Here is a 24,354-nt window from a genome sequence, read left to right on the forward strand (position 1 = left end):
CTCATAAAACTCATGGCGTGCCGCACAAAAAAATCCTCAACCAAAGTTATAAGTCCAAAAGAATAAAAAACGTCCTCAGTGAGCTGCTCCCTGTCACAAAGAGAAGCGGTTCACTGCGGACGGTTCTTATGACTTTGCTATATATATATATATATACTACAAAATTGTGCGAATAAAACTCAGTGATGAACTATTTCTCCCCTCCAAAATCCAGCCGTCTTTCTTATAGAAACGAATGGCTCTCTCATTCCAGGGAAAAGTTGACAGCCCAACTTTCTTAAAACCTTCTTGTTTCATCTGAACACAAAAATTTGAGGTTAATTGATTCGCAATACCTATTCCACGATAGTTGGGATCGACTCCGATAGCCAAAATCCTAGCCGCAGTAAAAGAGCTCAGCTTCTCAGTCTGTTCTCCGGATTGCCGAAAAATAAAGGTCTTTAGAGCATCCAAAATGCAATGTAACCTCTCCTTAATATGTTTCCTAACGTAATTGTCATTAACGTATCTTCCGACAACTAAAATAACCAACTTCCAGAAATTTCGCCGGTAAAATTGGCTAAAAGGTTTTTCAGCAATAGATCCAAAAACAAAGCCAACAGGCCTGCCGTGATATTTTGCCACATAACCATAGTTTGTGGCAGAATTCATAAACTGTGCGCAAAAGAGTTCAAGAAAACCCTGGCCCATATGCCCTAAAAAATGACTGGAAAAAGCCTCTTCATACAATCGAGCAACCTCAGGAATATCGTATAACCTCAAAGTATCGACCTCAATCATTAATTTAGATTGAGGTTCTTTATTTAACACAGGATAGAACACTCCTTACACTTCGATTACATCATTTAAAACTTAATCCTTAAATATCGTGCCCATATCAAGCAAAAATATCCAAAGCCGTTCTATGCATAATACAATTATAGTAAGGAGTTGTTAATATATAGTGTCTCTTTTGTGTCTATTCTGTTTAAATCCTTTATATATCTCTTTATGATCTCCTTTTGATCTCTATCTCAATAAGCTCCCTTGCCGCTGAAAACCACAAAGACTGTCTGCCAGAGGATTTTCAGATCCAGCCAAAAACTCCAGGTCCTAACATACTCTAGGTCATAACTCATGGTTTCTCCCAGGGTTAATTCACTGCGCCCGTTGATTTGGGCAAGTCCCGTCACTCCGGGCAGGACATTCAGCCTTTGCCGCTGTTCGGGCGTATAAAGTTTAGCGATTTCCGGAACCTCAGGACGAGGGCCTACCAAACTCATGTTGCCGATTAAAATATTAAGTAATTGAGGAAGTTCATCTAAACTGGTTTTTCTGAGGAAACGCCCGCTGCGCGTGATCCGGGGGTCATCCTTTTCCTGAAATACAAACCCTTCGAGATCCTTCACTTGTTCTAATTTTTCTTTAATCATGGCATCCGCGTTGCGAACCATCGTCCGAAACTTATAGATGGTATAAGGCTTACCTTCTAAACCCACTCGAGTCTGAGTAAATATGGCTGGGCCCTCGGAGTCTGAACGAATCCAAAGAACGATTAACAGCCAAAACGGAGAGATGAGTACAAGGAGACATAAAGCGACAAGAAAATCTAACACCCGTTTTAAAGCAAGCTGCCACTGAGGATATGTAAATCTAAGGCTTTCCACGGATGCTGAAGATCTTTGATTCATTTTAGCATCTCCTCCCCTATCAGTAACACAAATTAATAAGATCGTCGCCTTAATTATGATCTAAGCTCGAGGTTCAAGTTCGGCTTTAGGCTGAACGAGGTCATTTGATTGACTACAGTTTTTCTCTAAATTCCAAGTTCTTTAAGCCAGCGCACGATAATTTCCGTCCAAGCATAATGTTCCTGAACAAATTTCCGTCCCCGCTGTCCCATTTCCCGTCGATTGGTGTTCTGCTTCAATTCCAGAATAGTCTTTGCCAAGTCCTCAGCGTTTTCCGGTTCAACAACCACACCACCGCCGGAGGATAAAACCAAATCCGCTGCCTCGCCTTCCCCGGAATAGATGACCGGGACTTCCGAACCCAGAGCAGGGAACATTTTCGAAGGACGTGCCCCTTCAAATAGTTTATTCCTTTTCAGCGGAACAATACTTGCCGAAGCCAAAGAAAAATATCTCGGCATTTCCTGAACCGGCTGAAAGTCGACGAAAATCACATTATCTAAATCTTTTTCCTTGACCAAGGCTTCCAGCATCGGTTTCTCCGTGCCGTCACCCACAAACAAGAAGCGTATCCCCTGTTCATCCCGCAAAATCTCTGCCGTCTTAATGACCGATTCCAAACCCTGAGCATAGCCCATGGTCCCGGCATAAATCAGCACAAACTCCTCATCCTTGATCCCCAGTTTACCGGCCATTGCTTGATCTCTTTCCCGGGGGGCAAAAAGATCCAAGTTCACTCCGTTCGGTAAAAAAGTCACTTTATGGTCAGGCACACCTCGCTCCAACAGCGATGAGCGTATTCCTTCTGTCTGACAAGATATTTTCCATGCTTTCTTATATAGCAATTTCTCCAGCCACTCGGCTGCGCCGATCATCCAGCGGCTGTTTACCAGCCCTAAAGCCACTGCCGATTCCGGCCAAAGATCTGAAATATTCATAATGATCCGGGTGCGTGTAAACCAACCGTAAATGAGAGCAGTAATTCCCAGAAATAGCGGCGGGGATTCAAAAAACAGGATATCTTGTTTTCCGGCTTTACTTAAACCCCAGAACGAAGAAAACACGAAAGAAAAGTAGTTAAGCAAGCGCTTCCAAAAACGCCCGCGCTGGACCGGATAAATCCAAGTCCGCCAAACGGGTATTCCCTCCACCTCGTCTTTCATCCGCCAATGCCCTTGATATTCAGGGGGGATGATGCCGCTGGGATGATTCGGGAAAGCGGTTACGACCGTCACTTCATGACCATTTCGCTGCAATCCCTTAGCTACTTCTTTAAGCCGGACCTGTGCTGCCCCGGACTCCGGAGGAAAGTATTGAGTTAACATTAAAATACGCAATCAGAACGCCGCTCCTTTTTCTCCTCGCTAAAAAGCCTATTTCATTTTAACACTACACACCTGCTTAGCCAAACGGGAGCTTTGATCAGGAGCGTTTGAGGAATTTCTTAATGGTATCACTGTGCTTAACGTAAACTGACCTTCCTAATCGGGCCGCCATGGTCCGGTTCCGGTAGGCATAGAGATAATTACGCTCGCTGCTGCCAAAACTCTTCTTGAATTTCGCAATGCTCGGGATGTTGGCTCCTACCATATCGTAGAGTTCAATACCCATGGCCTGTGCCCGTTTTAGATATTCCCATTGGACGAGATTGTTGGGCACAACCTTATTGTATTCCCGGTCAGACACCCCATCTAAATAATAAGCAACGTTTTTATCCCGGGGGAAAATCCCCCCAGCTATTATTTTACCCTCAAAACGGGCCAGCAAAACCACCAAATCCCCTGATGGATGTAGTTTTTGCCATAGTGCAGTGAAGTATTCCTTAGAGAAGGGAGGCTCTTTGTCCTGACGGCGATAAACTCCGACGGAGAGCTCGTAATAAGGTTCCAGCCATTCTTCCAGGGTTTGAGGTTCAAACACTTCGACCCCCGATTTTTCCGCTTTGCGCACAGCGTTGCGGCAGCGCACCTCAAGCCCGGACCATAAGGATTCTACATCTTTCTCTATGGCCAGATCTAAGGTCAGCAGTTCCTGGACCGTATATCCATGTTGTTCGACGACATCTTTGCCGGACATATCCGGAAGGGTAAGCTCAATGTAATCTGTATGCTTTTTAGATAAATACTCCTCCAGAGCCGGAAGAACCTCTTCTAAAGTTACCTCTCCCAAGGGACCCGCGTGAGGAGTTGCCGCGCCGGACAAAGAACTTCCGGCCAGCTTTAAAAGACTCATCTTCCGCTCGGCTAAAGGGAACAGACCTCTAAGAACCCCTTTTTCATCGAAAAACCCCAGCCTGTTAACCTTTAAGCCAAAACCTATCTCAATAATATCCTGCCATTCCCAGCGATGAAAAAGCGATCCCTGAGAGATACCCTCTAGGAAATCTTGCCATTGGTCCCGCTCAATGGGCTGTAACCTTAAACTCACTTTTATTTTCACTCCCAACTTTCCCTAGCAACAAGGAAACCAACATACCCATGCTAATCCAGATCATGGGATCTTCAAAAAAGCGCGCTTCGGACTGAGAACTGATAAATACAGCGGTGACCCACAAGAAGTACGCTACACCCATCAGGTAGTTTGTATGAAAACCTAGGTCTCTGTTCCTTCGCAAAGTCCACAAGTCCCTAATTATAGCCAGCCAAACTAAAGCCAAAGCGATTAGTCCGACTATACCTAATTCCGCCGCGATGGTCAATATCGTCGTGTGCGAGAGAGTTACTCCTTGGACGTAGGGTATATGCGTTTTATAGCTTGGATAATTTGTCAAAAACGACTTTTGAAAGCCTCCTAAACCGACTCCGAGAAGAGGGTGATCGTGAAACATGGCAAAGGAAACCCTAAACAAATAGGCACGCTGCTCATCTAAAGCTCCCAATCCGTTGCGGATAGTCAGCAGGCGGTCCCAGACAGTCGGTCTGGATGCCGCAATCGCAACCCCAATAACCGCCAGCACCCCAATGGGCTGAAGTATTCCTTTGCGGGGAACAAGCAGGCACATGAGGGCTAAAATAACTACCAATGTCACCACCCCGCTGCGGGATAAGGTAATAGCCAAGGCACCTAATAACCCCACAAGTGTTCCAAAATAGAGGAAGCGCCGGCGTGACTCTTGATCTAAATATTGAAGAACTAAATTAGCGACAATCCCCAGTACGAGATAACGGGCAAAAATATTCGGATCGACAAAAGTCGCGTTAACCCTGGCAATCATGCCTTCCGCTAAATATCCCCGCCAAATGAAATGCCTCGTCGCGCCTTCATAGAGCGTAAGAGGGATTAAAGCCACCCCCATCCAATGAACGACCTTCAGCGGGAGTAAACCGATATTCTTCTCGGCCAGAAGGTAAACCCCTACATACAGCATAAACATGGTAAGGAGCCGTATAACACCCATCATCGTATCCGCTTTGCTGATCGTATAGAGGATGCTGAAAAGTCCAACCCCAATATAAATCAGGAGCGCGATGGTCAACGGATGCTTAAAAAGTTTCTTTAAATCCTGACGCTTCTCAGGGTCTTTCCAAAGGTACCAGAGCAGCGCCGCGATAATTGCTACCGTAAAAAGACGAGCCAAGCTGTTAATCTGGGAACCAATTCCTCCCAGCGGAGGAAACCAGGTTATGGAAATGTCTAGGGCAACAGCTCCTGCTAAAATGGAGATTAAGGCACTTGGTTTTTTCCAGCCGTAATAGAAAGCGACGGCCAGGCTCAGAAGAAAAAAGCACCATTGCAAAGCGATTAGCACCGGGGTTCATCTCCTTCCACTTCAAGGATGATCAGGGGCTGAGCTGGGATATCAACATACCCTTCGCCCGCCTCATAAGGAACGGAACAACCCTTAATCTTGTCCGGATCAAGGTAGAGGCGCAGGCGAAGAGGAGGCAGCGAAGAGCCAGCCGGCCCTGAAGAGACGGTTTCATCAGATTGATTACAACCAATCTGCCATTTTGACCCTTGCCTGGTCAGCGTCACTTTGGCTTCCCGCCTCAGGGCAAACCATCTCAAGACCTCTCTGGGGATGGTGATCCAGGCGCCGTCCTGCTTTCCCTCTTCAATCAGCTGTTCATAAACTTCTCCCCAAAAGCGGGGCGCCGTAAAACTCTGATTGTGCCAAAGAAGGCTGACCGCTCCTCCGAAGCGCTTAGCCCAAGCCAAGATTGGCTTTGCTTGCCTAAAGGCTTCTTCCCGTGTTAAGTCAAGGTGTTCTTCGGCCAACAAGGCTCCGTCTTGGATATGCAATGGTAATTCCCAAAGAGTTTGACAGTTCAAGGGATGATAGGGTTGAAGAGTTCCCGCCCGAAAACCTACAACCTCATTAAAGCCAAAGGTAGTGTCATATAAATATCCGCCCTCTTCCATGGCCTGAAAAGAATCAGGTGTCTGGAAATAGAGCCAATGCATGCGTACTCCCAGTTCCTGCTGACCTGTCAACATGGAAATTCTCTTATATTCTTCTCGCGCAGCTTGGGCCGAATACCAGGAATCAATACCATGGACACCGGCTTCCCACCCGTCTTCCTCCAACCGTGTTAAAAGTCTTCGGTATTTTGCCACATCATAAAATGAGGCCCTATTGGCGGGAGCACTTACCGCTGAATCCTTCGAGAAATTTGAAACATCTGAACTATATCCTCTGTAATGATCCTTCTGTATCTTGTTGTCTTGTTCTTGGAACTTGCGGTGATCTTTGTCTTCCCTCAATGCTTCCGGCAAAATCCCAGGCTTGCGCGGGAAGGGCATAAAATATAAGCTTGATTTTACTCCTAAGCGGTTCTCCAAATCAAGCAAGAGGGGCAAAGCTCTATCCCAGACGTCGCGCCCAAGGCCGATTTTCGCAGCCCATGTGCGTACCATTTCCCATAGAGTCAACGTAAACTCAGACGTTGTCACCTTGCCGGAGCGCCAGCGTTTCCAGTTTACGATGGAACTGCGATAAAAATACCCTAAGAATGTTCGGGCAATGGGCATCTCTTTTAGACTTAAAATATCTAAGTCATGGGTAAGTGTCATCATATAAGCATGACCCCAGGGGATCGGAGGGAATTCCAGATAGTTTTTGACCTCCCTGCGCAAAACGCTGCGAAGTTCTTCAAGCATGAGGTCAAGGGACGGCTCAGCAACCCCGGATTCTGTATAATCCCGCCCCTCCATGAGCAAACGCTTTCCCTCAAGCCCAAGATTAAAGGGCAAGGTCTTAAGGCGCAGGCTTGGACTTTGGTCACGAACCGGACCGCAGGCAACAATGAGCGGATTTGCCCCCGTATCTGGGAGGTCCGCCAGGGAAATACCATCCACCAAAATCACATCACAATTGGAGAAGGTCTCAATTTCATCTTGAGTCCAATCTTGTCGGTTCTCAGGCCTAATCCAAGTCAGGTCAGGTATCCCCAGGAGAGCGGCCATTTCTTGATAGACCCGTTCCAACTCCTCGGCCACATAAATCCCAATGCTTCCTAGTCCATTGTGGCTGCCCACACAACTCACCTTCTTTGCTCTTCAAGGGCCGCAACGATTTCTTCGCTGGCCCGTCCGTTGCCATAAAGATTCTCCTGATATGGCGGCAAGGAATTTTGGCGGTAAGCTGCCACGGCAGAAACAATCTTCTCTGCTGCGGCACCTGTCAAAGTATTCCAACCAATTTGAACCGTTTCAACCCATTCTGTTTCATCTCTCATGGTCACACAAGGCACTTGCCAAAGGTAGGCTTCCTTCTGGACGCCGCCGGAATCAGTAAGTATAAGTTCCGCTCCTTTTTCCAGAAGAACCATTTCCAAATAACCTACCGGATCAATGACCTGAACATTTCCCGGAATAGAGATTTTATAATCCTGGAGCAATTTCTTGGTCCGGGGGTGCAGGGGAAGAACGATCTGCCCGTCAATTCGGGAGAAAGCTTCAACAATTCCTTGCAGACGCTGGGGATTATCTGTGTTTTCGGCACGGTGGACCGTTGCCAGAAGATACGATTTCTCCGGATAGCGAAGACCATCTCCTTTTCGAAGCTCAGAGGCCCTCCGGGCATGGAAATAAAGGGCATCTGCCATGACATCCCCAGTTCGGACGACTCCCTTAGTTAATCCTTCAAGAGCCAAGTTATGCACTGCCTGATCCGTCGGGCAAAATAAGAGCGTTGAAAGATGATCTGTAAGAACACGATTGATTTCTTCGGGCATTTGACGGTTATAGCTGCGTAGCCCTGCCTCAACATGGGCAATGGGAATGTGGAGTTTCGATGCCGCCAAGGCTCCTGCTAAGGTAGAGTTCGTGTCTCCATAAACCAAAACCCAATCCGGTTTTTCCTCCAGCAGCACTTCTTCCACCTTTGTTAACATTTCCCCGGTCTGGGCTCCATGCTGTTTCGAACCAACCCCCAGGAAATAATCAGGTTTGGGAATACCCAGTTCCTCAAAAAACACATCCGACATTTGGTAATCATAATGTTGTCCCGTATGGACAATCTTTTCTTCATGCTTTTTCCGCAGAGTCTCCGAAAGCGGAGCTGCCTTGATAAACTGGGGCCGAGCGCCGAGTACAGTAATTACTTTCATATCCATTTTACCTCAATTCTAATTCTCAATACTAAATCAGCAAAGCGGCTAAACTGATTTCATGAGATCATGATCTCAAATATCCAATTCCAAACCCGCCAATTCTCACAATCATTCATACCCAAACTCTAGTCCTGACCTCAATCTTAGATAATTCGAGGGTTAATTACAGATTTATAGTGCAAAGTTAACTAGGTTTCTTCATAAACAATGGGGGGCAATTTCAACTGACGTTTAACTATCCCAAATTGTTATTCCTTGACTATCTTCTCCTAAAACTCCTTGCCTGACGCCAAACATACCCTCCAATACGCTGAAAGTCATGATCAAAGCCAACCAGAATTACAAGATAAATAATCCCGGCAATTCCTCCGGAGAGCAAAGGATGAAGAAACCGCAGGAAATAGGCTGCTAACGCCATCACGGCCGAAGCGAAAACAATCATCGGCAGCTGGCGCCAGATTCGTACTTTATAGACTTGATGCCGGACTACCCCATAATACATGACAAAGACATAGAGTTCCGTGATCAGAGTTGCGATACTTGCACCGTAAATGCCATAGTGCGGAATTGCATACAAGTTGATACCGACGTTCAGAACAGCGGCTCCGCCTTGAATCCAAGCTCTGGTCCACTGCCGGTTCGTGGTGGTTAAAACATCTCCTAAGGAAAAACTTAAACACTCGAGGGCAAAGAACCAACAAAGAATCATCATAATAGGAATAGATTCCTGATAGCGATGACTGTATAGCCAGGACAACAATGGGTTGGCTAAAACAAAAAGCAGGACGCTGCCCGGTATCCCCACTGCGCTGAGTACTTTAAAGATTTTTTCAATAGTCTCCCGGTGCTTATCGTGGCTCTCAACCCCCAGTTGAAATAGGATAGGGTAAATGACACTGGTTAAGATGCCCGGGATGAATAAAAGCACCGCGATCAAGCGGTAGGAGGCCGAGTAAATGCCAACTTCGCGTACGGGGCGCATCAGAGAAAGCATAAACATGTCAATTTGAAAATAAACGTATAAAAAAATAACAGCAGCCCCATAAGGCAACCCTTTTTTGAGCATCTCAAGAAGCTGTTGGCCATTAAACTTGAGCCGTATATCCCGTCTCAAGTGAAAATATAAAAGGATGGAAATGATCAGTGTAGCGGCCATTTGGGCGAAGGTAATCATAATAACCTTGCCCTTTAGGACAACTACGATAATCGTCAATACTCCAATCAGGAATGTGGATAAGAACTGGTACATCGCTGCATAGTACATTTGCTGCTTGGCTTGAAAATAATTGTAAACAGAACTGTCTAAGGCATTTAACGCACTGGCCACTCCAAAAACAATAACCATGCCTCGGGTTGTCATGCTGTAATTTGCTGGCATCAGCACAAGCATCAGCCCGTAGATAGCCAGTGAGGTAAACGTCTTAAATGCCAGGGTATTCCCTAAATAAAGGGGCAAAACACTTTCATCGCGGGAGCCTTCTTGGACCATATAGTTGCTTAGACCAAAATCCACAAAAAGAATAAAGGTACTGACAAAAGCCAGGGCTGAATTGTACTCTCCATAGATATCAGGCCCTAAATAACGAGCAACGGCAATGGCAACGACGGCCGTAATTACTTTGGATAGTACGCTTGCCAAACTTAAGGCAGCGGCATTCTTAAGGACTAAACGAAGTTCCACTTAGGCTCACCTTTCCATTCAACCTAAACTTGTTGACGATCATCAGAACATCCATAACCTCTTGGGCAGGCACAAGATTTCCAGCCAAACCTTCTCTTGCTAAGAGTCCATCCTTATAAAACAAAAAGGAATTCTTGTTATAACGATTCTCTGCATACGTCCCGAGCCTTCTCATAGACTTCAAGAGTTTTCTGAGCATTTGAGTACCAAGTAAATTCCCGGGTTACCAGCTCTCTGCCCCTAAGTCCAAGTTCTTTCGCCCGCTTCGGGTCCCGGAAAAGTTCACCCACCGCAGCAGCGACGGCTTGGACATCCTTTGGGGGAACAGCCTTGCCAACTTCAGTGGTTTCTAAAATCTCCGCGATTCCCTCACCTTGTGTACCTATAATTGGCTTTCCATGAGCCATTGCTTCCAAGTAAACGACCCCGAAAGCTTCCTTCCAACTTGGCAGGATGAAGACATCGCAGTCAGCCATCTCGCGCATAGCCTCAGTGTGCGGCAGGCTTCCTAAGAAAACCACATGGTCTCTAAGACCTAAGTCTGTCGTAAGAGTTTCCAGCCGCTGTCGCTCCGACCCATCGCCCACAATCCGGTATTCTAACTCCGGAAATTCTCGGATTAACGCGGGCAAAGCCTGCAAAACCACATCATGCCCTTTATCGGGACGCAGGAACCCTACGCTGAGAAGACGTTTTCGCGCTCCGAATTTATTATCGGAATCTGCAGTGGGAGTTTCTTCACTCCCTGAGCTTAAAACAACATCTTCCAAATCAACGCCATTGTAGATGACATTATACTTCGACAAGTCATCTGCCCAGGTTTCCAGTCCATATTGATTTTTCAGCTTTTGACTGACTAAGATCACCTGAGAAGCCCCCTTAAGGGCGGCTCGCACACTGTCCGCACAAGTACGGCTGCGCTTTAAAGTATAAGCAAAATCTTGACCGTGGATAGTGACTACTACCGGAAGATGATGCTTCCGGCCGAATTTTAAGGCAGCAGCCCCGTCGGGATGAGCCACATGAGCGTGAATTACATCAATACCGTGTCCGATTTGCTCAAGAAAAACGTTCCGTATGCCCTGTCCAAAGGTTTGAGGATAATACTCAAAAAACAAAGAACGCGGAAATTCCAAGACTCTGGGATGAAATACGGGAAATCCATCAGCAGCCTCCTTAAGAGGGACATCAGGGTATCCTCCCCATTTTCCCCGTCCGGACATCAATCCCGGTACCCAGGGCACCGGTGCCACAACTCTCACGTCCACACCTAACTGAGCCAAGGCAACGGCTTGTTGGCGAACGAAGATCCCAGCAAGCGGGGATACGGAATTGGGGTACATGTGAGATAAGATTAACACACGCATTTTATAGTTTCCTCGCAGCCAGAATTCGCTCATAGAGCTTGAGCAGTTTGCCTTGTTCTTTCTCCCAAGTGTACTCACGTTGGAAGGCATCCCAACCGTTTTGAGCATAGCTTAAGGATTTTTCGGGATTCTCGATTAAGGTACATATAGCTTGGGCCAAGCTCTCCGGATCACCGGGTTCACAGAGCAGACCGCACTGGTTTTTCTCAATGATTTCTTCTATATAGCCGAAACGTGATCCTACCACCGGCAGGCCGGCAGCCATATATTCCAGGAGCTTGACCGGTATAGCCTTGCGATAATTTAAGGTGGGCAGCAAAGGAACCAAGGCAATAGAACTCTGCGCCAAAATTCCCGGGACTTGTTCGTAAGGCACCTTACCCCGCAGATGGACTTTTCCTCGCTCTAACCAAGGATTGAGCTGAAAAAAATCCGGTCCCAGGTCCTCAGTCTCAGCCGGGCCTACTAATTCACACACAGCTTCAGGGTGTTTTTCCCGCACCAAAGGCATCGCCCGCAAAATAATTTCTAAACCTCTTTCACGGTTGATTCCTCCGAGGTATAAAATAACGGGGGGTTTAATGCCTTCCGGCCTGTAAAATTCAAATTGTCGTTTTAGGGGATAATTGTGAAGAATCTCCCCTTCCGGGTTTTCCCGCTGAAAAAGCCCTGCCATATGACTGTTCACCGTAATAATACCGGCAAAAGAACGTGCTGCCCATTTTTCTACCCGGTCTACGGTTTTAGCCACAATCCTGCGGAATGGCTTGGGCAGCCAGTAACGGGTAAGAAGACTGTCACCGTAATATTCATGGACATCGTAAAGGACAGGCTTCTTATGTTTGCGGCTCAGCCGCAAACCCACAGGAATTAAATCCGGATCATGGAAGTGATAGATGTCCGCCTTTTCCTCAAGCGCAGCCTTGTAAATGGCTTTTAACCTCCAGATTCGATCGGCTCTGGAAGACAGCGGCGGTACAGCCTGAATCCTGATTCCATCTTTAACCAGTGAATTAGCGTAGGGGGCAATTATGACCACTTCGTAACCCGCTTCAGCCAGGCTTCGGGCTTCCTTATGAAAAATGCGCTCATCAAAAGGAGAATGAGCCGTGGTTAATATGCAGGCTTTCAATCGTTTTCCCCTTCTATTCTATAAATTAAACCCATAAACAAGGCAAAAAAGGTCATTAATTGAAGGTTATAGAAAATCCCAGCCGTAATGTTATAGATGAAGATGGCGGCTGTCGATGCCGCATAGGCGATACAAAACAGAGTTTTAGTTTCTCTCATGCCCGATTCAGAGCCGGAAAAATTAAAGAGCCGGACTTTCCAAAGCGCTGCTTTAAGCGGGCGCAGAAAAAGCCAGAGATACATGATCAAGCCAATGACACCATAACGTCGGGTTATTAAAGCATACTCATCATCAACCAGGGTTGTCATCGTCGTTTTGGCTGTTCCCCAGCCTAAAATAGGGGATTCCTTGATCAAGACAATGGCGTTCCCAGCTCGCAAGAGATGTCCTTGAGCCGAGGTGCTTGTCTCAAGGTTCGTGGCCTCATTAATCCGCATGGTAAAGCCTCGGGGCGAAGTAAGAAAGATTAATAAGGTTAAAAGAAACAAAGCCCCTACTTTTATAAGCATGTCCCTTTTCCACCGGTATTTAAACAAAGCCCAAAGACTCAGGATCACAAGCACAGCAGCCGTTCCTAAAAGAGCTGTGCGCGAAATAGTCATGAAAATCAGCTTGATGGTTAATCCCACGGCAACGAAAAGGAAGATTGATTTCAAACGTTCATTGGTTCGAAAATAGAACATAGCAACGAAGCTGGTTAAAGTGATGACGGCGAAAATCCCCATCACATTAGGATTATCAAAAGTCCCTAAAACCCGGGGAGGATTGGCGTTTACGAGATTATCCAAATGCGACTGGGCAAAAAAAGGCGTTAACCAAGCATTGACATTAGCGATGTTTAAAAATTGACCCCAGGAAAGAATCAGAATCAGCGCAAATCCTGCCAGGAAGACATTGCGCAAAAGGCCGTATTCACTATCGCGCAAATCAAAAGAAGCAGCTAACGTAGCGGCCAAATAATACTTGGCTAAGGTAACTCCCTCCATGGCATCCCGAACTCCAAAGGGCGTCTTCAAGAAAATCAAGGCAAAGATATTTGATAGGATCATGGACCCCAGCAAAAGCAAAAAAACATTGGTAATAGCCCTTATACCGCGAGCTTGATCTTCATGATAGGACAGCCCCAAATCATATTCGGCAGGGGTACGACGGATCAGCCAAAGTACTACATTAAGCGCAAAAGCGCCAAAGATCAGTACATCATCTAAGCGAAGGCGGGGTAAACTCGAGCGAATTTCAATTGAAGGCAAGAGCATCGTGGACAGCATAATTGCCAAAATAAGCATCAATTTATTTGAGTTCGTGCGTGTGACCCCAGTGTTCCAGAACATCTTTATCCTCCTTGTTGCCTGTGTGTCTCCTCTTATATCGCTGTAACCTGAATTTGTCTAGTCTGATTTCATCCAATCTTGAGACTCCCGCTTTTATTAGTGGGAGTAAAGTCCATCCTTCAGCGCGATAGCATTTGTCATTGGCTAGGCGCTTGCAGCGAAACTGTCCACGGGACACTTTCGTCACTGAAGCCTCTTTGTACAGCTTTAGCTGAACGAGTTCACTAAGGCAAGAGTTCTTCGTCTGGAACTTCTCGAATCTCTTTTGCTGGAAAGCCTTTAACAACACGTTTTTCAGGAGTGTCTTTAGTGACTAAAGCTCCCGCTGCTACAAAGGTTTCGGGAGCAACGTTTACCCCGGGTAAAAGGATCGATGCCCCGCCAATTCTGGCACCTTTCTGAATGGTTGCACCTTTGATGGCTTTAAAACGCTTTTCCGTTCGTCCCATATAGTTATCATTGGTGGTGGTAACCATGGGAGCAATAAATACTCGTTCTTCAATTTCCATATAGGCGGTAATATAGGAACCTGACTGTATCTTCGTATATGATCCGATGGAAGTATCATTCTCCACAACGACTCCGCTGCCGATAACGACATTTTGACCTATTGAACATCTTTCCCGGACAATGGCTCCGTCCCCAATAAAGGCTTTGTCAGCATAGCTTGTCCCTGCGTAAAGGACCGCTGAACAGCCGATGGTATAGCCGTTGCCCATTTTGAGAGGAGGGAGATTAGTCTGCGCTTTAACAGTACTCGTGGCAGCGGCTTTTGGCAATCGTCCCAGCGAAGCGTTGCTGCCAATGAATCCTTCGTCCCCAAGCTGTGTCTGGGGATAGATGGTGCTATGATCTCCAACTTTGGAACGGGACCCCAGCCGAACTCCTAACCCGAGGGTAACATAATTTCCAAGTTCACATCCCGAGCCGACGACGGCCCCATCATTGAGTACGCACCCAACTCCAAGAACAACATTTTCACCCAGGACGACACCCTCTCCGATAACACAAAACGGCCCAACCGTCACGCTTGAAGGGACAATGGCACTTAAAGCGATCTGCCTCGGCACATTGTTTTGAGACATAGAATATACTCCTTTCCTCCCCGGAACATTGACAATATAGTTAGCTAACCTTAGCTTTCTATGAGCGGAAATACCACCGGTTGTTTCGTCTCCTGGCACTTGTAAATCGCCAGAATGATTTCCAGAGCTTTTCTTCCTTCTTCACCGGGGATGGCCGGAACTCGGTCCTCCCAAACGGCGTGAATCATATCGGAGATAAGTTCTCGGTGTCCGAATCCGTAGACGGAAGGCGGATCAACTTCCTGACTGGCAAAAATCTTCTTCTGCTCTTCCGCGCTGTCTGGAAACTCCCAAACTTCAATACGATTAACAGCAATTCCGCCGACAATAACGGAACCGGTCTCGCCAAAAACATTGATGGTTTCTTCGATGTTCTTCGGGTAAATGGTGGAAGCGGCTTCAATAATACCGATTGCTCCGCTCTTAAACTTAATTACGGCCGCACCCATATCCTCCATTTCAATTTTGCGCATAAAGGTTGAAGTGTATCCAAAAACAGAGTCCACAGGTCCAAACATCCACTGTAATAAATCAATGTTGTGAATTGATTGATTCATAAGAACTCCGCCGTCCTGAAGTTTCGTACCTCGCCATGGTGCCTGGAGGTAGTAATTATCATTGCGATTCCAGCGTACAGTAGCCTGTCCATGAGTCAATTTGCCAAAGCGCCCATCTTCTAAAGCTTTGCGCAGAATCTTAATAGAAGCATTGAAACGGTTTTGGTGAATAACTCCTAATTTTACGCCGGCTTTTTGGCAGGCCGCGATCAAGGCATCCGCTGTTTTCAACGTCATGGCCATAGGCTTTTCAACAAGAATATGTTTGCCGGCTTCAGCGGCGGCAATTCCTATTTCAGCGTGCAGGCCGCTGGGGGTAGCAATCGTCACGACATCGATATCAGATCGTTTAAGCATTTCCTTATAATCCGTATACGGAACAGCACCGTATTTATCCGCAAAATTTTGAGCTAATTCAGGTACAACATCACAGACTGCCACTAACTCTGCCTCAGGTAAGGCCACAATAGATTCCGCATGTTTGGGAGCGATACGTCCGCACCCGATAATCGCAAAGCGCATTTTCTTTTCTTCGGTCATCTTCAATCTACATCCCTTTTCTTTTAAATTTCTTTTTAAGAAACACCTTGGCATCCGCAAGCGGCAGCCGCACCATTGTATGGCGGGGCTTTGCTTCAAGTTTAATTATTGTTTGTTAAAACAAGAATCTTTATTTAAGTCACTTGCATCTGGAAAAAAATAACTATTCCCTTATACAGGTTTAAGGGGAATCTTGCCGATTCCCCTTAAACCCGTATTTTCGATAGTTTAACTTATATCCACTGCTATACGCGCGTTCAAGTTATATTTTGGCGATTCTGTCCCGATTCTCCAAAACATCCTTTGTTGCATTGCGAGTATCCACAACGAGTTTCGCTTTTTCCACAACTCGTGCATAATCTATAGTGCTATGATCGGTTAAAATCAGAACGCCGTCAGCCTCTGTCAATACCTCATCCGTCAAAGGAACGCTTTCCATATGCATTGTACTTCCGCCGTGCGGCTCTATCACCGAAATATAGGGATCATGGTACGTGATATTAGCCCCTTGTTTGCGTAAGAGCTCCATAATTTTCAAGGCCGGCGATTCACGGACATCATCGATATCCTTTTTGTAAGCCACACCAAGAACAAGGATTTTAGCATCTTTTAAACTCTTGTTTTCGTCATTAAGCGCTCTGATCAGCCTGTTAACAACGTAGTAAGATACCTCGACATTGATTTCTCCAGCCAGTTCGATAAACCGTGTATGGAAATCGTATTCCCGAGCCTTCCAAGTAAGATAGAAAGGATCGATAGGAATACAGTGACCGCCTACGCCCGGTCCCGGATAGAAGGTTTGAATGCCAAAAGGCTTCGTGCCGGCAGCCTCCACAACTTCCCAAATATCAATTCCCATCCGGTCACAGAGCATCATGAGTTCATTAACCATGGCAATGTTCACGGCGCGATAGGTATTCTCGAAGACCTTGGTAAGCTCCGCTGCAGCGGGCGAAGAAACAGGCACTACATTGGTAATGGTTTGCATGTAGAGCGCATAGGCAATCTCCAGGCAAACAGGCGTCATTCCCCCAACGACCTTAGAAGTATTTTTAGTACTGAATCTCTTATTGCCGGGGTCTACCCGTTCCGGCGAGAAAGCAAGGAAAAAGTCCTTTCCGACTTTAAGTCCTGACTTCTCTAAAAGCGGTAAAATGACCTCTTCAGTTGTACCGGGATAGGTGGTACTTTCCAAGGTGATTAACTGCCCTGGGCGAAGGTATTGGGCAATCTGCTGGGATGAAGCTTCAATATATGAAATATCCGGATCTCTTGTGATCGTTAAGGGTGTCGGAACACAAATAATTACCACATCACATTCAGCTAAGCGGGAAAAATCTGTGGTCGCGGACAATAAGCCATTGCCAACCATATCTTTAAGGTCCTGATCTTTAACATCCCCAATATAGTTATCGGCCGCATTGACACGATTAACACGAGCAGAGTTGATGTCGAAGCCAACCACTGAGAACCCGACTTTGCTTTTTTCAACTGCCAATGGGAGACCCACATATCCCAAGCCAATAACCCCAATACGAGCTTCGTGTTTTAAGATCTTTTCTTTGAGAGTCTTGGCAATGACATCCTCACTGGTAATAACGTTTTTTACAGTCATCATGATGACTCAATTCCCTCCTTATTTGGCTACAGCGTTAGTGTTCTTCTTACGAAAGGTCGGAATGACAGTCTGCAACAAGGAGATCACTTCGTCACGCGTCAAAGAACTTCCCCGCTCTCGAACAATATGCGTAAGATCTTCTAAAAGACTTACGTCAATAAAGCTTGGTTTTGCGACAAATATTCGACTATGTTTCGTGGACGTTATGCCTTCCTCTGCTGTCAATAATTCCTCATAGAGCTTTTCTCCCGGCCGAATCCCTGTGAATTGTATCTTAATATCGACATCAGGTTCAAATCCTGAGAGCCGAATCAAGTCCTTCGCTAAATCCAGAATTTTAACAGGCTTACCCATATCTAAAATAAAGATTTCCCCGCCCTGAGCCATGGCCCCGGCTTGGATCACCAATTGGGCTGCTTCCGGAATCGTCATAAAATAGCGGACCATATCAGGATGAGTCACCGTCACCGGACCGCCTTTGGCAATTTGTTTCTTAAAGGTTGGGATAACACTGCCATTACTCCCTAAAACATTGCCGAAACGTACCGCCACAAATTTTGTCTGTGAACGGCGGTCCAAACTTTGAATCATCAGTTCCACAGTCCTCTTAGTGGCCCCCATGATACTGGTGGGGTTCACTGCTTTATCTGTGGAGATGGAAACAAACGTTTTAACCCGGTATTCATCAGCTGCTTCCGCCAGATTTTGAGTACCGAGAACATTATTCTTAAGCGCCTCTTCCGGATTGCGTTCCATAAGAGGAACATGCTTATGAGCTGCTGCGTGAAAGACAACCCCCGGCTTATAGCGGTTAAAAACCAAAAATACTTTTTCCCGATCTTTGATATCTAAAATCTCAGTAATATACTCGATCCCCGGGCGCTCAGCACGAAGCTCTTGTTCAATTTCAAAAATGCTGTTTTCACCGTGACCGATCAAGATAAGTTTTCCCGGGTTAAACTTAGCAACCTGACGAGAGAGTTCCGACCCGATGGAACCTCCGGCGCCGGTAATGAATACCGTCTCACCGGAAACATAACCTGCCACTTCCTCTAAGTCTACCGAAACAGGGTCTCGGCCTAATAGATCTTCCACTTGAATTTGGCGTATGGGTTTAACATTAATATCACCGCTGATAATATCATAAACCCCAGGCATGATTTTCAAGTCGACTCCGGACTTTTCGCAAATTTGCACAATCTCCCGGACAGATTCGCCGGAGGCCGAAGGCATAGCAATAATGACTTCATCAATATTATGCCCTTTGACAATGCGAGTAATGTCTTTACGCGTACCTAAAACAGGAATCCCCAGCAGCTGGAGTTTTTGCTTCTGGCGGTTATCATCAATAAAGCCTATCGGACGCCCATCGCGATAGTTGCGGTTTTTTAATTCTCGGGCGGCCAAAACTCCGGCATCGCCGGCTCCAACAATCAGGACTTGTTTTTGGGAACCGGGAACATGACGATCGAAGACATTCTCCTGCAAGATTCGCCAAATAAAACGCGAACCGCCGATCAAAAAGACCATCACTAACCATAAGAGAACTGCAGCAGAATTAGGCATCCTCAAGGGAACTTTTGTTACAAAAAGACTGTAACAATAAACGACTGCCACGGTTCCGCCTGTTCCGACAGTCACAGCATAAATAATGGAAAGCAGTTCTCCGGTACTGGCATACTGCCAAAGCCTGTTATAGAGACCAAATATGTAAAAAACGGCAATATATAAAATTGTGGCAGTTATGGCAGTATGGTAATAGGTTTGGTAGTACTGGGACGGGATATGCCCAAAAATCTCAAAACGCAGATAAAAACTGCCAAAGGCTGCTAAGTTGATTAACAGAGCATCAATTAGCATAAGAATTAATGTACGTTTACGAAATAACACTTGCTCAGCCCCTTCTGGATTTACACAAAAAACGAGGAAACATTATCGTTCTAAAGTTTACTACAACTTACATGCTTTTACAACTCTAAAGACCCGGTCAAACTGTTACTCTTTAACATTATTTGTCCCCTCACGTTTTATGATTTTTGAGTGACCAAAGCCGATCAAATAGTAGCTAAAGGGCAGAAAACTGATCAACCGGACTCCTGCGTAGCTTAAAATGAGTGTCGCTGTAAAGACAATTGGATAAAATAACCACTGAGAGGGACCTATCTGGTGATTGCTAAGAATTCTTATGGTTACTTGATTAAAAAAAAGGTGAATCAGGTAGATCCCAAAAGAATAATCCCCCAGTCTGGCCATAAACTTCGCTAAAACATTCCTTTTAATCGTTAAGCCGGCAGCCAAATTCCATATAAATAGAAATGTTACCAGCCTCAAGACCGGATAAACCAGTTCGGCACCCGTTGTGAAATACGGTGGGATTTCATCGTAAGTATGCCCTGTGGTTAAACCTATCACAATAAAGAAGCTGGCTCCGAAGGTTAATAGTAAGGACATCGTTCCCCATAAGGGCGTCAGACGCTGGGATAAATCCTTTAACGTTTCGAATTTGTCCAGGGCATAGATTCCAAGGCAGAAATAGAAGAGGTAAGCTATGGCATTAACTTTAATAACATTGGCATAGGATGTATGGGTACCTACCATCCAGAGCACTTGAATAATCAGCATTCCGGCAAGAAAGTATTCTGATTTATTCCTTGCTTTAAAGAAATCATACCCTTTGATAATTAAGGGATAAGCAAGATAAAGCTGGATGATGACTGCAAAGAACCATAGGTGGTAAGAAGCATCTGAATGCCAAACACTCAGGGCAATGCGCTTAAGATTGGCTGAGAATGAGCTGCTCCGCATATCCCCCCAATAATTAAATGCCGTATATAAGGCCGAAAAGATCATATATTGAGGGAGAATTGAGCGCGCCCTTTTATAGTAAAACTGCGTTAAGGAAAACCCTTGCCGATAGTTTTTAGCTAAAACAAAACCGGAAATGGCAATAAATAAGGGGACGGCGAATTGGGAAAAAACATCCGTCCAAATAGCCAAGAGAGCCAACGTACGATAAGGGGTAATTTTAGTAAAGTAGCCCGTCGTGTGTATTGCCAGGACTGCTAAGATACTAAAGCCCCTTAAATAATTTATTTCTGCAATTTTTCCGGATTTGGATCCAACTCTCTGATTTCTCATTTGAATCTATGATTCCTTTTTGGCATAATTATTTAATCTCCACTTCAGGCAAGCATACTATCAATGATTTATGCTTGTCTAAATTAATATTATACTGATTTGTTAGGAACATTACAAAAATCAGCGGGTTTGATCTTTCGATTCTCACCCAAAGCAAAATATCGTCCGTAAGGGATATATTGAATGAGCTGATAAAAGAAAAGAGGGGCAATGGTCCCAACAATAAAAAATCTCAGGGGTGTCATGGCGAAAAAATGACGGGCCAGGGAAACTGAGCCAAGGTGCAAATACATAATCACCATAGCTGCTTTCCCTACATAGCTTAATCCCTGCTTTAAGCCCTGTATCCGCCTAAGCAGCATACTTAACTGGGCAAGAATTAAGGTGAAGGCCACCGGAAGAATGAGATTCAGACCAAAATAATAATACTGGCGATGTTTCATATCCAATCCGTAATCAACGATATGATGCGCATATAGATAAATGAAACCAAGCGCTGCCAGCCAGGATATTGCCATAACCCATCGCCTGCTTCTCAGACCTGCCAGCACTTTTTTCTGTCTCATCAGATGTCCGAGAGCATAAAACACGATGGCATAGAGACCCACATCCAGATTCCAGGGAACAAAGCTATTAGGTCTGTAGCGGGATTCCCAATATGCCAGTAAAAAACAGGCTAAGATGACCAGACCTCTCAAAAATGGAGAAGTGAGCTTTCGGCATAAAAGGTCATAAACAACCTGAACAAAAAGCAAGACAGTAGGAAACCAAAAGGTGGCATATATTCCTTCCAAGAGACTCCCGCCCAATAATAGGGCCTTCCAATCCTCCGACCAAAAATTCAGCTCCGGATACCCTTTCCAGAAATTAAAAACAAGAACCAGAATCGTTAATAATCCCAGATAAAAAAAATAAGGAACTAAAAGATGTTTAGCCTTTCGTTTTATATAATCAATGAATCTGGAATCGGGTTTATAACGGTATAAAAAGCCGCTGAGCCAAAAAAACAATGGCATGTGAAACCAAAACATGTAAAAAGAAACTCTGCTTCCTGCGTGTCCCCATACGACGGTCAAAATCCCAAGTCCTTTTAAAATATCGGCCCAATCAAAATGTTCCGTTTCCCGGGCTAAGACGGTGCTCACGTTTTGGCCTCCCCTTGTTCTTAATTAATAAATTGGAACCGAGCCTAGTCTATCATAGACCAACAGTTTCTGCACGTAAAGAAACCGCATTTGGGACAGATTTTCGGAACAAAAAACTCTCCTCTGTGTTAGGTTAGTAAGTTAACCCAACAAAGGAGAGCCTGAGAAGTCTGACTGGCTTTTTAAAGATTAAGTAATTTAGGATAACTTATTTCAGCGCTTATCTAATTCCTTTCTATTTACCTTCTAATTAGTGAGGGAACTCTCACCGGTAATCATCCAATGGGAGTTCATCTTCATAAGATTAACTCGAACATGCACGTTTTGTTCGTGTTCTTCTCCTACGGGAACACCCTCTGTTATGTTGTAGTCTTTGGCAGTGTAGCGATAATCCACTCGCAGAGTAGCCGTGTTGTTATCCGCACTTTCCACATCCACCCGATCAAAGTTGATCGAAGTAACATCCAAACCTATGCCCTGAACTAGGTATTCTTCAGCACGCCGTGCGTGTTTTTCGAATATCTCACCGGTATAGGCTTTGGCAAGCTTAAGGCGAAAGGTATCGATATCAACTGACTTCCAAGCGTCGAAAAACGTTCCTATATCTTGCTTATAGTCGGCGATAATCTGCTCTTTCAAGGCATCGGTCACGGAATTCCCTTTGGCTATACTTTGAGCGTCTCCGTTTTGGCCTGCCGAAGTTGAATTATTGGGCTGTCCGCCGGAAATGGAGCCAGAGGAGGAGCTGGAACTTGAATCCGAACTCGAAGTCGAATCCGGACTGGAATTCGAATCTGTGCCCAAGGCCGAGCTGCCTGATACATTATTGTTTAGTGCGTTATCCGTCCCCGTCTTGGCAGTCAGGGGAACTTGGGTTGGACCGTTAACAGATCCTGAAACAGTCTGCACGTTTTCCTGCCCGCGAAGCTTGCTAATAAACGACGCAGCTGAACTGGAATTTGTAACCATAGACATCCCTAAGATTCCTACGATAACCCCCATACTTAAAGCGATTCCGCCCACTAAGTAATTCATTTTACGCATAAAGACCAAAATCTCCTTCAACTGGATTTTTACTTGAATTTTTACTACTATCTTGACCAGTTAAAAGGAATTTTAGACATAAATGCTTATTATTTATGAATAAAATCGCAAGGCCTGTCCAAACGGGCAGGCCTTGCGATTAGTATTCAATTGTTTATAGGGTTCCTGGCGACAATTTAATTAGTTTTCAACCCTGTCGAACAAGGTTACAGTCTACTGAATCAAATTGTCTATTCAATTGTTCTAAGAAGAGAGGAAAATCCTTTTGAATCATCCCTTTATTTCTCTGTTTAGCTATTTATTGATATATCTATCTATCTATTTATTTAACTCTTTATCACAATTCTATCTTAAAAATCAGGTTTTCCATGCGTCATCTCGTCATGTCTAACCCCTATCTTTTAAAAATTATACAGGTTACCAATTGCCGTTTACACCATGGAAATAATTCTGTGCGGTCCTAATCATTTCTCCTGCTACATCTGAACTGCATACCGTTTCTTGTTGTACTGCTTGATCAAATTTCAAAATTATGTCCGTTTGGTTGCAAACGGCGTTGCCCCGTAGATTTTAGAATTAGTGTCATTGCGCAAGATATGAGCATCCAGGTCGTGAATTCCTTGATGGAATTGCTCGATTCGAGCTTTATCTTTTGAATCAAAGGCGTCAATCCCGGTATTCAGCAAAAGATCAAAGTAGTTCGTGAAAACTGTTGCTTTGCTCGCATTCTGCTCATTCTTGATTTGCTTGTCCCAAAGAGTTTTGTGGAAAATAATGTACTTTTTGATATCTTGTTCATTCATTTGAGGACCTGCTGCCGGTCCATACAGATAGCCATCCACATATTGATGGATGTTCCATGCTGTGCCAAACGCTAAAGTTTTGGCATCATTGCTTAAAGCATTGTCCCCGAAGTAAGCTGCAACCGATGGTGCCAAGTCGATTAAGCTCGTATCCGGTTCCCTATATTTACTTTTCGAACCTGTGTCGCCTGGAGCTGGCGTGTTAATCGTACTGGGTGCAATTACGGTTGGCGTCGCTTTTCCGGGTGGTGCCGTACTGTCTGGCTGCGATGTACCAGTTCCGGTTCCCGTGCCAGTTCCTGTTCCGATTCCTGCGCCAACTCCGGTGGCAGTGTTATTATCCGGTGCTTTGGCGCCGTCAACCGGTGGATTCTGAACAACTACTTGGTCTGATATGGAGCTTTGTTGCCGAAATACTTTCCAAACACTGGGTCCATAAACCCCGGCGGCAACTACAGCACCTGCCAGAACCAGTGTCCCCGCAACGGTCGCTATCCGCTTCTTATCCATTGGCCTCATTGGTCTCTTCCCTCCTTATTCTTTATTCTTGGTACGTAGGTATTTTACCAATTTTTGGGAGAGAAGCTTGTCACTTTTGCTGTATGACTTGACCTATTTTCCGTCTTCAGACGTATTGATTTGTCAGCAGAACCTTTGGCCAATACTATTTCGCGAAAATTAACCAGCAT

Annotated in this window: 20 protein-coding genes; all 20 read right to left on the reverse strand. The window is 45.3% G+C overall.

What is annotated here, in order from left to right; translation table 11 throughout:
• Positions 1-156 precede the first annotated feature (156 nt).
• Positions 157-810, reverse strand: a complete 654-nt coding sequence (locus DESACI_RS21145; protein ID WP_014829262.1) for a GNAT family N-acetyltransferase — start codon at positions 808-810, stop codon at positions 157-159.
• Positions 811-1,013: 203 nt separating this feature from the next.
• Positions 1,014-1,670, reverse strand: a complete 657-nt coding sequence (locus tag DESACI_RS21150) for a sugar transferase (RefSeq protein ID WP_014829263.1) — start codon at positions 1,668-1,670, stop codon at positions 1,014-1,016.
• A gap of 125 nt (positions 1,671-1,795) precedes the next feature.
• Complete coding sequence (locus tag DESACI_RS21155; RefSeq protein ID WP_014829264.1) at positions 1,796-3,007, reverse strand: glycosyltransferase family 4 protein; 1,212 nt, start codon at positions 3,005-3,007, stop codon at positions 1,796-1,798.
• Between the two features lie 85 nt (positions 3,008-3,092).
• Positions 3,093-4,097 carry a lipid II:glycine glycyltransferase FemX gene (locus DESACI_RS21160; protein ID WP_014829265.1) on the reverse strand — a complete coding sequence of 335 codons (1,005 nt, stop codon included), beginning with the start codon at positions 4,095-4,097 and terminating at the stop codon, positions 3,093-3,095.
• Entirely contained in the window at positions 4,072-5,418 is a 1,347-nt protein-coding gene (locus DESACI_RS21165; protein ID WP_014829266.1) for an O-antigen ligase family protein, read from the reverse strand. Before DESACI_RS21165 ends, DESACI_RS21160 begins: the two co-directional genes overlap by 26 nt.
• Positions 5,412-7,148, reverse strand: a complete 1,737-nt coding sequence (locus tag DESACI_RS21170) for a polysaccharide deacetylase family protein (protein WP_014829267.1) — start codon at positions 7,146-7,148, stop codon at positions 5,412-5,414. Before DESACI_RS21170 ends, DESACI_RS21165 begins: the two co-directional genes overlap by 7 nt.
• A 5-nt stretch (positions 7,149-7,153) precedes the next feature.
• Positions 7,154-8,221, reverse strand: a complete 1,068-nt coding sequence (gene wecB, locus DESACI_RS21175; RefSeq protein ID WP_014829268.1) for a non-hydrolyzing UDP-N-acetylglucosamine 2-epimerase — start codon at positions 8,219-8,221, stop codon at positions 7,154-7,156.
• 262 nt (positions 8,222-8,483) lie between these two features.
• Complete coding sequence (locus DESACI_RS21180; RefSeq protein WP_014829269.1) at positions 8,484-9,905, reverse strand: flippase; 1,422 nt, start codon at positions 9,903-9,905, stop codon at positions 8,484-8,486.
• A complete protein-coding gene (locus DESACI_RS25005) occupies positions 9,883-10,029 on the reverse strand; it encodes a hypothetical protein (protein ID WP_207643906.1) in 147 nt (48 codons plus the stop codon). The genes DESACI_RS21180 and DESACI_RS25005 overlap by 23 nt, the downstream gene beginning before the upstream one ends.
• A 13-nt stretch (positions 10,030-10,042) precedes the next feature.
• Positions 10,043-11,305 carry a glycosyltransferase gene (locus DESACI_RS21185; RefSeq protein WP_242833099.1) on the reverse strand — a complete coding sequence of 421 codons (1,263 nt, stop codon included), beginning with the start codon at positions 11,303-11,305 and terminating at the stop codon, positions 10,043-10,045.
• Complete coding sequence (locus DESACI_RS21190; RefSeq protein ID WP_014829271.1) at positions 11,274-12,404, reverse strand: glycosyltransferase family 4 protein; 1,131 nt, start codon at positions 12,402-12,404, stop codon at positions 11,274-11,276. Before DESACI_RS21190 ends, DESACI_RS21185 begins: the two co-directional genes overlap by 32 nt.
• The gene (locus tag DESACI_RS21195; RefSeq protein ID WP_014829272.1) at positions 12,401-13,735 is read right to left on the reverse strand and encodes an O-antigen ligase family protein; all 1,335 of its coding nucleotides are present in this window, start codon (positions 13,733-13,735) and stop codon (positions 12,401-12,403) included. The genes DESACI_RS21190 and DESACI_RS21195 overlap by 4 nt, the downstream gene beginning before the upstream one ends.
• A gap of 224 nt (positions 13,736-13,959) precedes the next feature.
• Positions 13,960-14,820 (reverse strand): N-acetyltransferase, encoded by an 861-nt coding sequence (locus DESACI_RS21200; protein ID WP_014829274.1) that lies wholly within the window; start codon positions 14,818-14,820, stop codon positions 13,960-13,962.
• Between the two features lie 50 nt (positions 14,821-14,870).
• The gene (locus tag DESACI_RS21205; protein ID WP_014829275.1) at positions 14,871-15,917 is read right to left on the reverse strand and encodes a Gfo/Idh/MocA family protein; all 1,047 of its coding nucleotides are present in this window, start codon (positions 15,915-15,917) and stop codon (positions 14,871-14,873) included.
• Positions 15,918-16,179: 262 nt separating this feature from the next.
• Entirely contained in the window at positions 16,180-17,535 is a 1,356-nt protein-coding gene (locus tag DESACI_RS21210) for a nucleotide sugar dehydrogenase (RefSeq protein WP_014829276.1), read from the reverse strand.
• Between the two features lie 18 nt (positions 17,536-17,553).
• Entirely contained in the window at positions 17,554-19,425 is a 1,872-nt protein-coding gene (locus DESACI_RS21215) for a polysaccharide biosynthesis protein (protein ID WP_014829277.1), read from the reverse strand.
• A 105-nt stretch (positions 19,426-19,530) separates the two neighbouring features.
• Complete coding sequence (locus DESACI_RS21220; protein WP_014829278.1) at positions 19,531-20,673, reverse strand: acyltransferase; 1,143 nt, start codon at positions 20,671-20,673, stop codon at positions 19,531-19,533.
• Positions 20,674-20,762: 89 nt separating this feature from the next.
• Positions 20,763-21,818: an acyltransferase family protein gene (locus tag DESACI_RS21225; RefSeq protein WP_014829279.1), complete on the reverse strand. Its 1,056-nt coding sequence runs from the start codon at positions 21,816-21,818 to the stop codon at positions 20,763-20,765.
• Between the two features lie 246 nt (positions 21,819-22,064).
• The gene (locus tag DESACI_RS21230; RefSeq protein ID WP_014829280.1) at positions 22,065-22,862 is read right to left on the reverse strand and encodes a hypothetical protein; all 798 of its coding nucleotides are present in this window, start codon (positions 22,860-22,862) and stop codon (positions 22,065-22,067) included.
• Between the two features lie 530 nt (positions 22,863-23,392).
• Positions 23,393-24,184 (reverse strand): hypothetical protein, encoded by a 792-nt coding sequence (locus tag DESACI_RS21235; RefSeq protein ID WP_014829281.1) that lies wholly within the window; start codon positions 24,182-24,184, stop codon positions 23,393-23,395.
• Positions 24,185-24,354 lie beyond the last annotated feature (170 nt).

Origin of the sequence: Desulfosporosinus acidiphilus SJ4 (genome assembly GCF_000255115.2) — a bacterium.
Taxonomy (GTDB): Bacteria; Bacillota; Desulfitobacteriia; order Desulfitobacteriales; family Desulfitobacteriaceae; genus Desulfosporosinus; species Desulfosporosinus acidiphilus.

What these genes read in the sequence shown, in the direction of transcription:
- DESACI_RS21220 (WP_014829278.1), bottom strand. Translation starts at nt 20,673, where the DNA reads ATGAGAAATCAGAGAGTTGGATCCAAATCCGGAAAAATTGCAGAAATA.
- DESACI_RS21195 (WP_014829272.1), bottom strand. Translation starts at nt 13,735, where the DNA reads ATGTTCTGGAACACTGGGGTCACACGCACGAACTCAAATAAATTGATG.
- DESACI_RS21200 (WP_014829274.1), bottom strand. Translation starts at nt 14,820, where the DNA reads ATGTCTCAAAACAATGTGCCGAGGCAGATCGCTTTAAGTGCCATTGTC.
- wecB (WP_014829268.1), bottom strand. Translation starts at nt 8,221, where the DNA reads ATGAAAGTAATTACTGTACTCGGCGCTCGGCCCCAGTTTATCAAGGCA.
- DESACI_RS21205 (WP_014829275.1), bottom strand. Translation starts at nt 15,917, where the DNA reads ATGACCGAAGAAAAGAAAATGCGCTTTGCGATTATCGGGTGCGGACGT.
- DESACI_RS21230 (WP_014829280.1), bottom strand. Translation starts at nt 22,862, where the DNA reads ATGCGTAAAATGAATTACTTAGTGGGCGGAATCGCTTTAAGTATGGGG.
- DESACI_RS21235 (WP_014829281.1), bottom strand. Translation starts at nt 24,184, where the DNA reads ATGAGGCCAATGGATAAGAAGCGGATAGCGACCGTTGCGGGGACACTG.
- DESACI_RS21210 (WP_014829276.1), bottom strand. Translation starts at nt 17,535, where the DNA reads ATGATGACTGTAAAAAACGTTATTACCAGTGAGGATGTCATTGCCAAG.
- DESACI_RS21150 (WP_014829263.1), bottom strand. Translation starts at nt 1,670, where the DNA reads ATGAATCAAAGATCTTCAGCATCCGTGGAAAGCCTTAGATTTACATAT.
- DESACI_RS21185 (WP_242833099.1), bottom strand. Translation starts at nt 11,305, where the DNA reads ATGAGCGAATTCTGGCTGCGAGGAAACTATAAAATGCGTGTGTTAATC.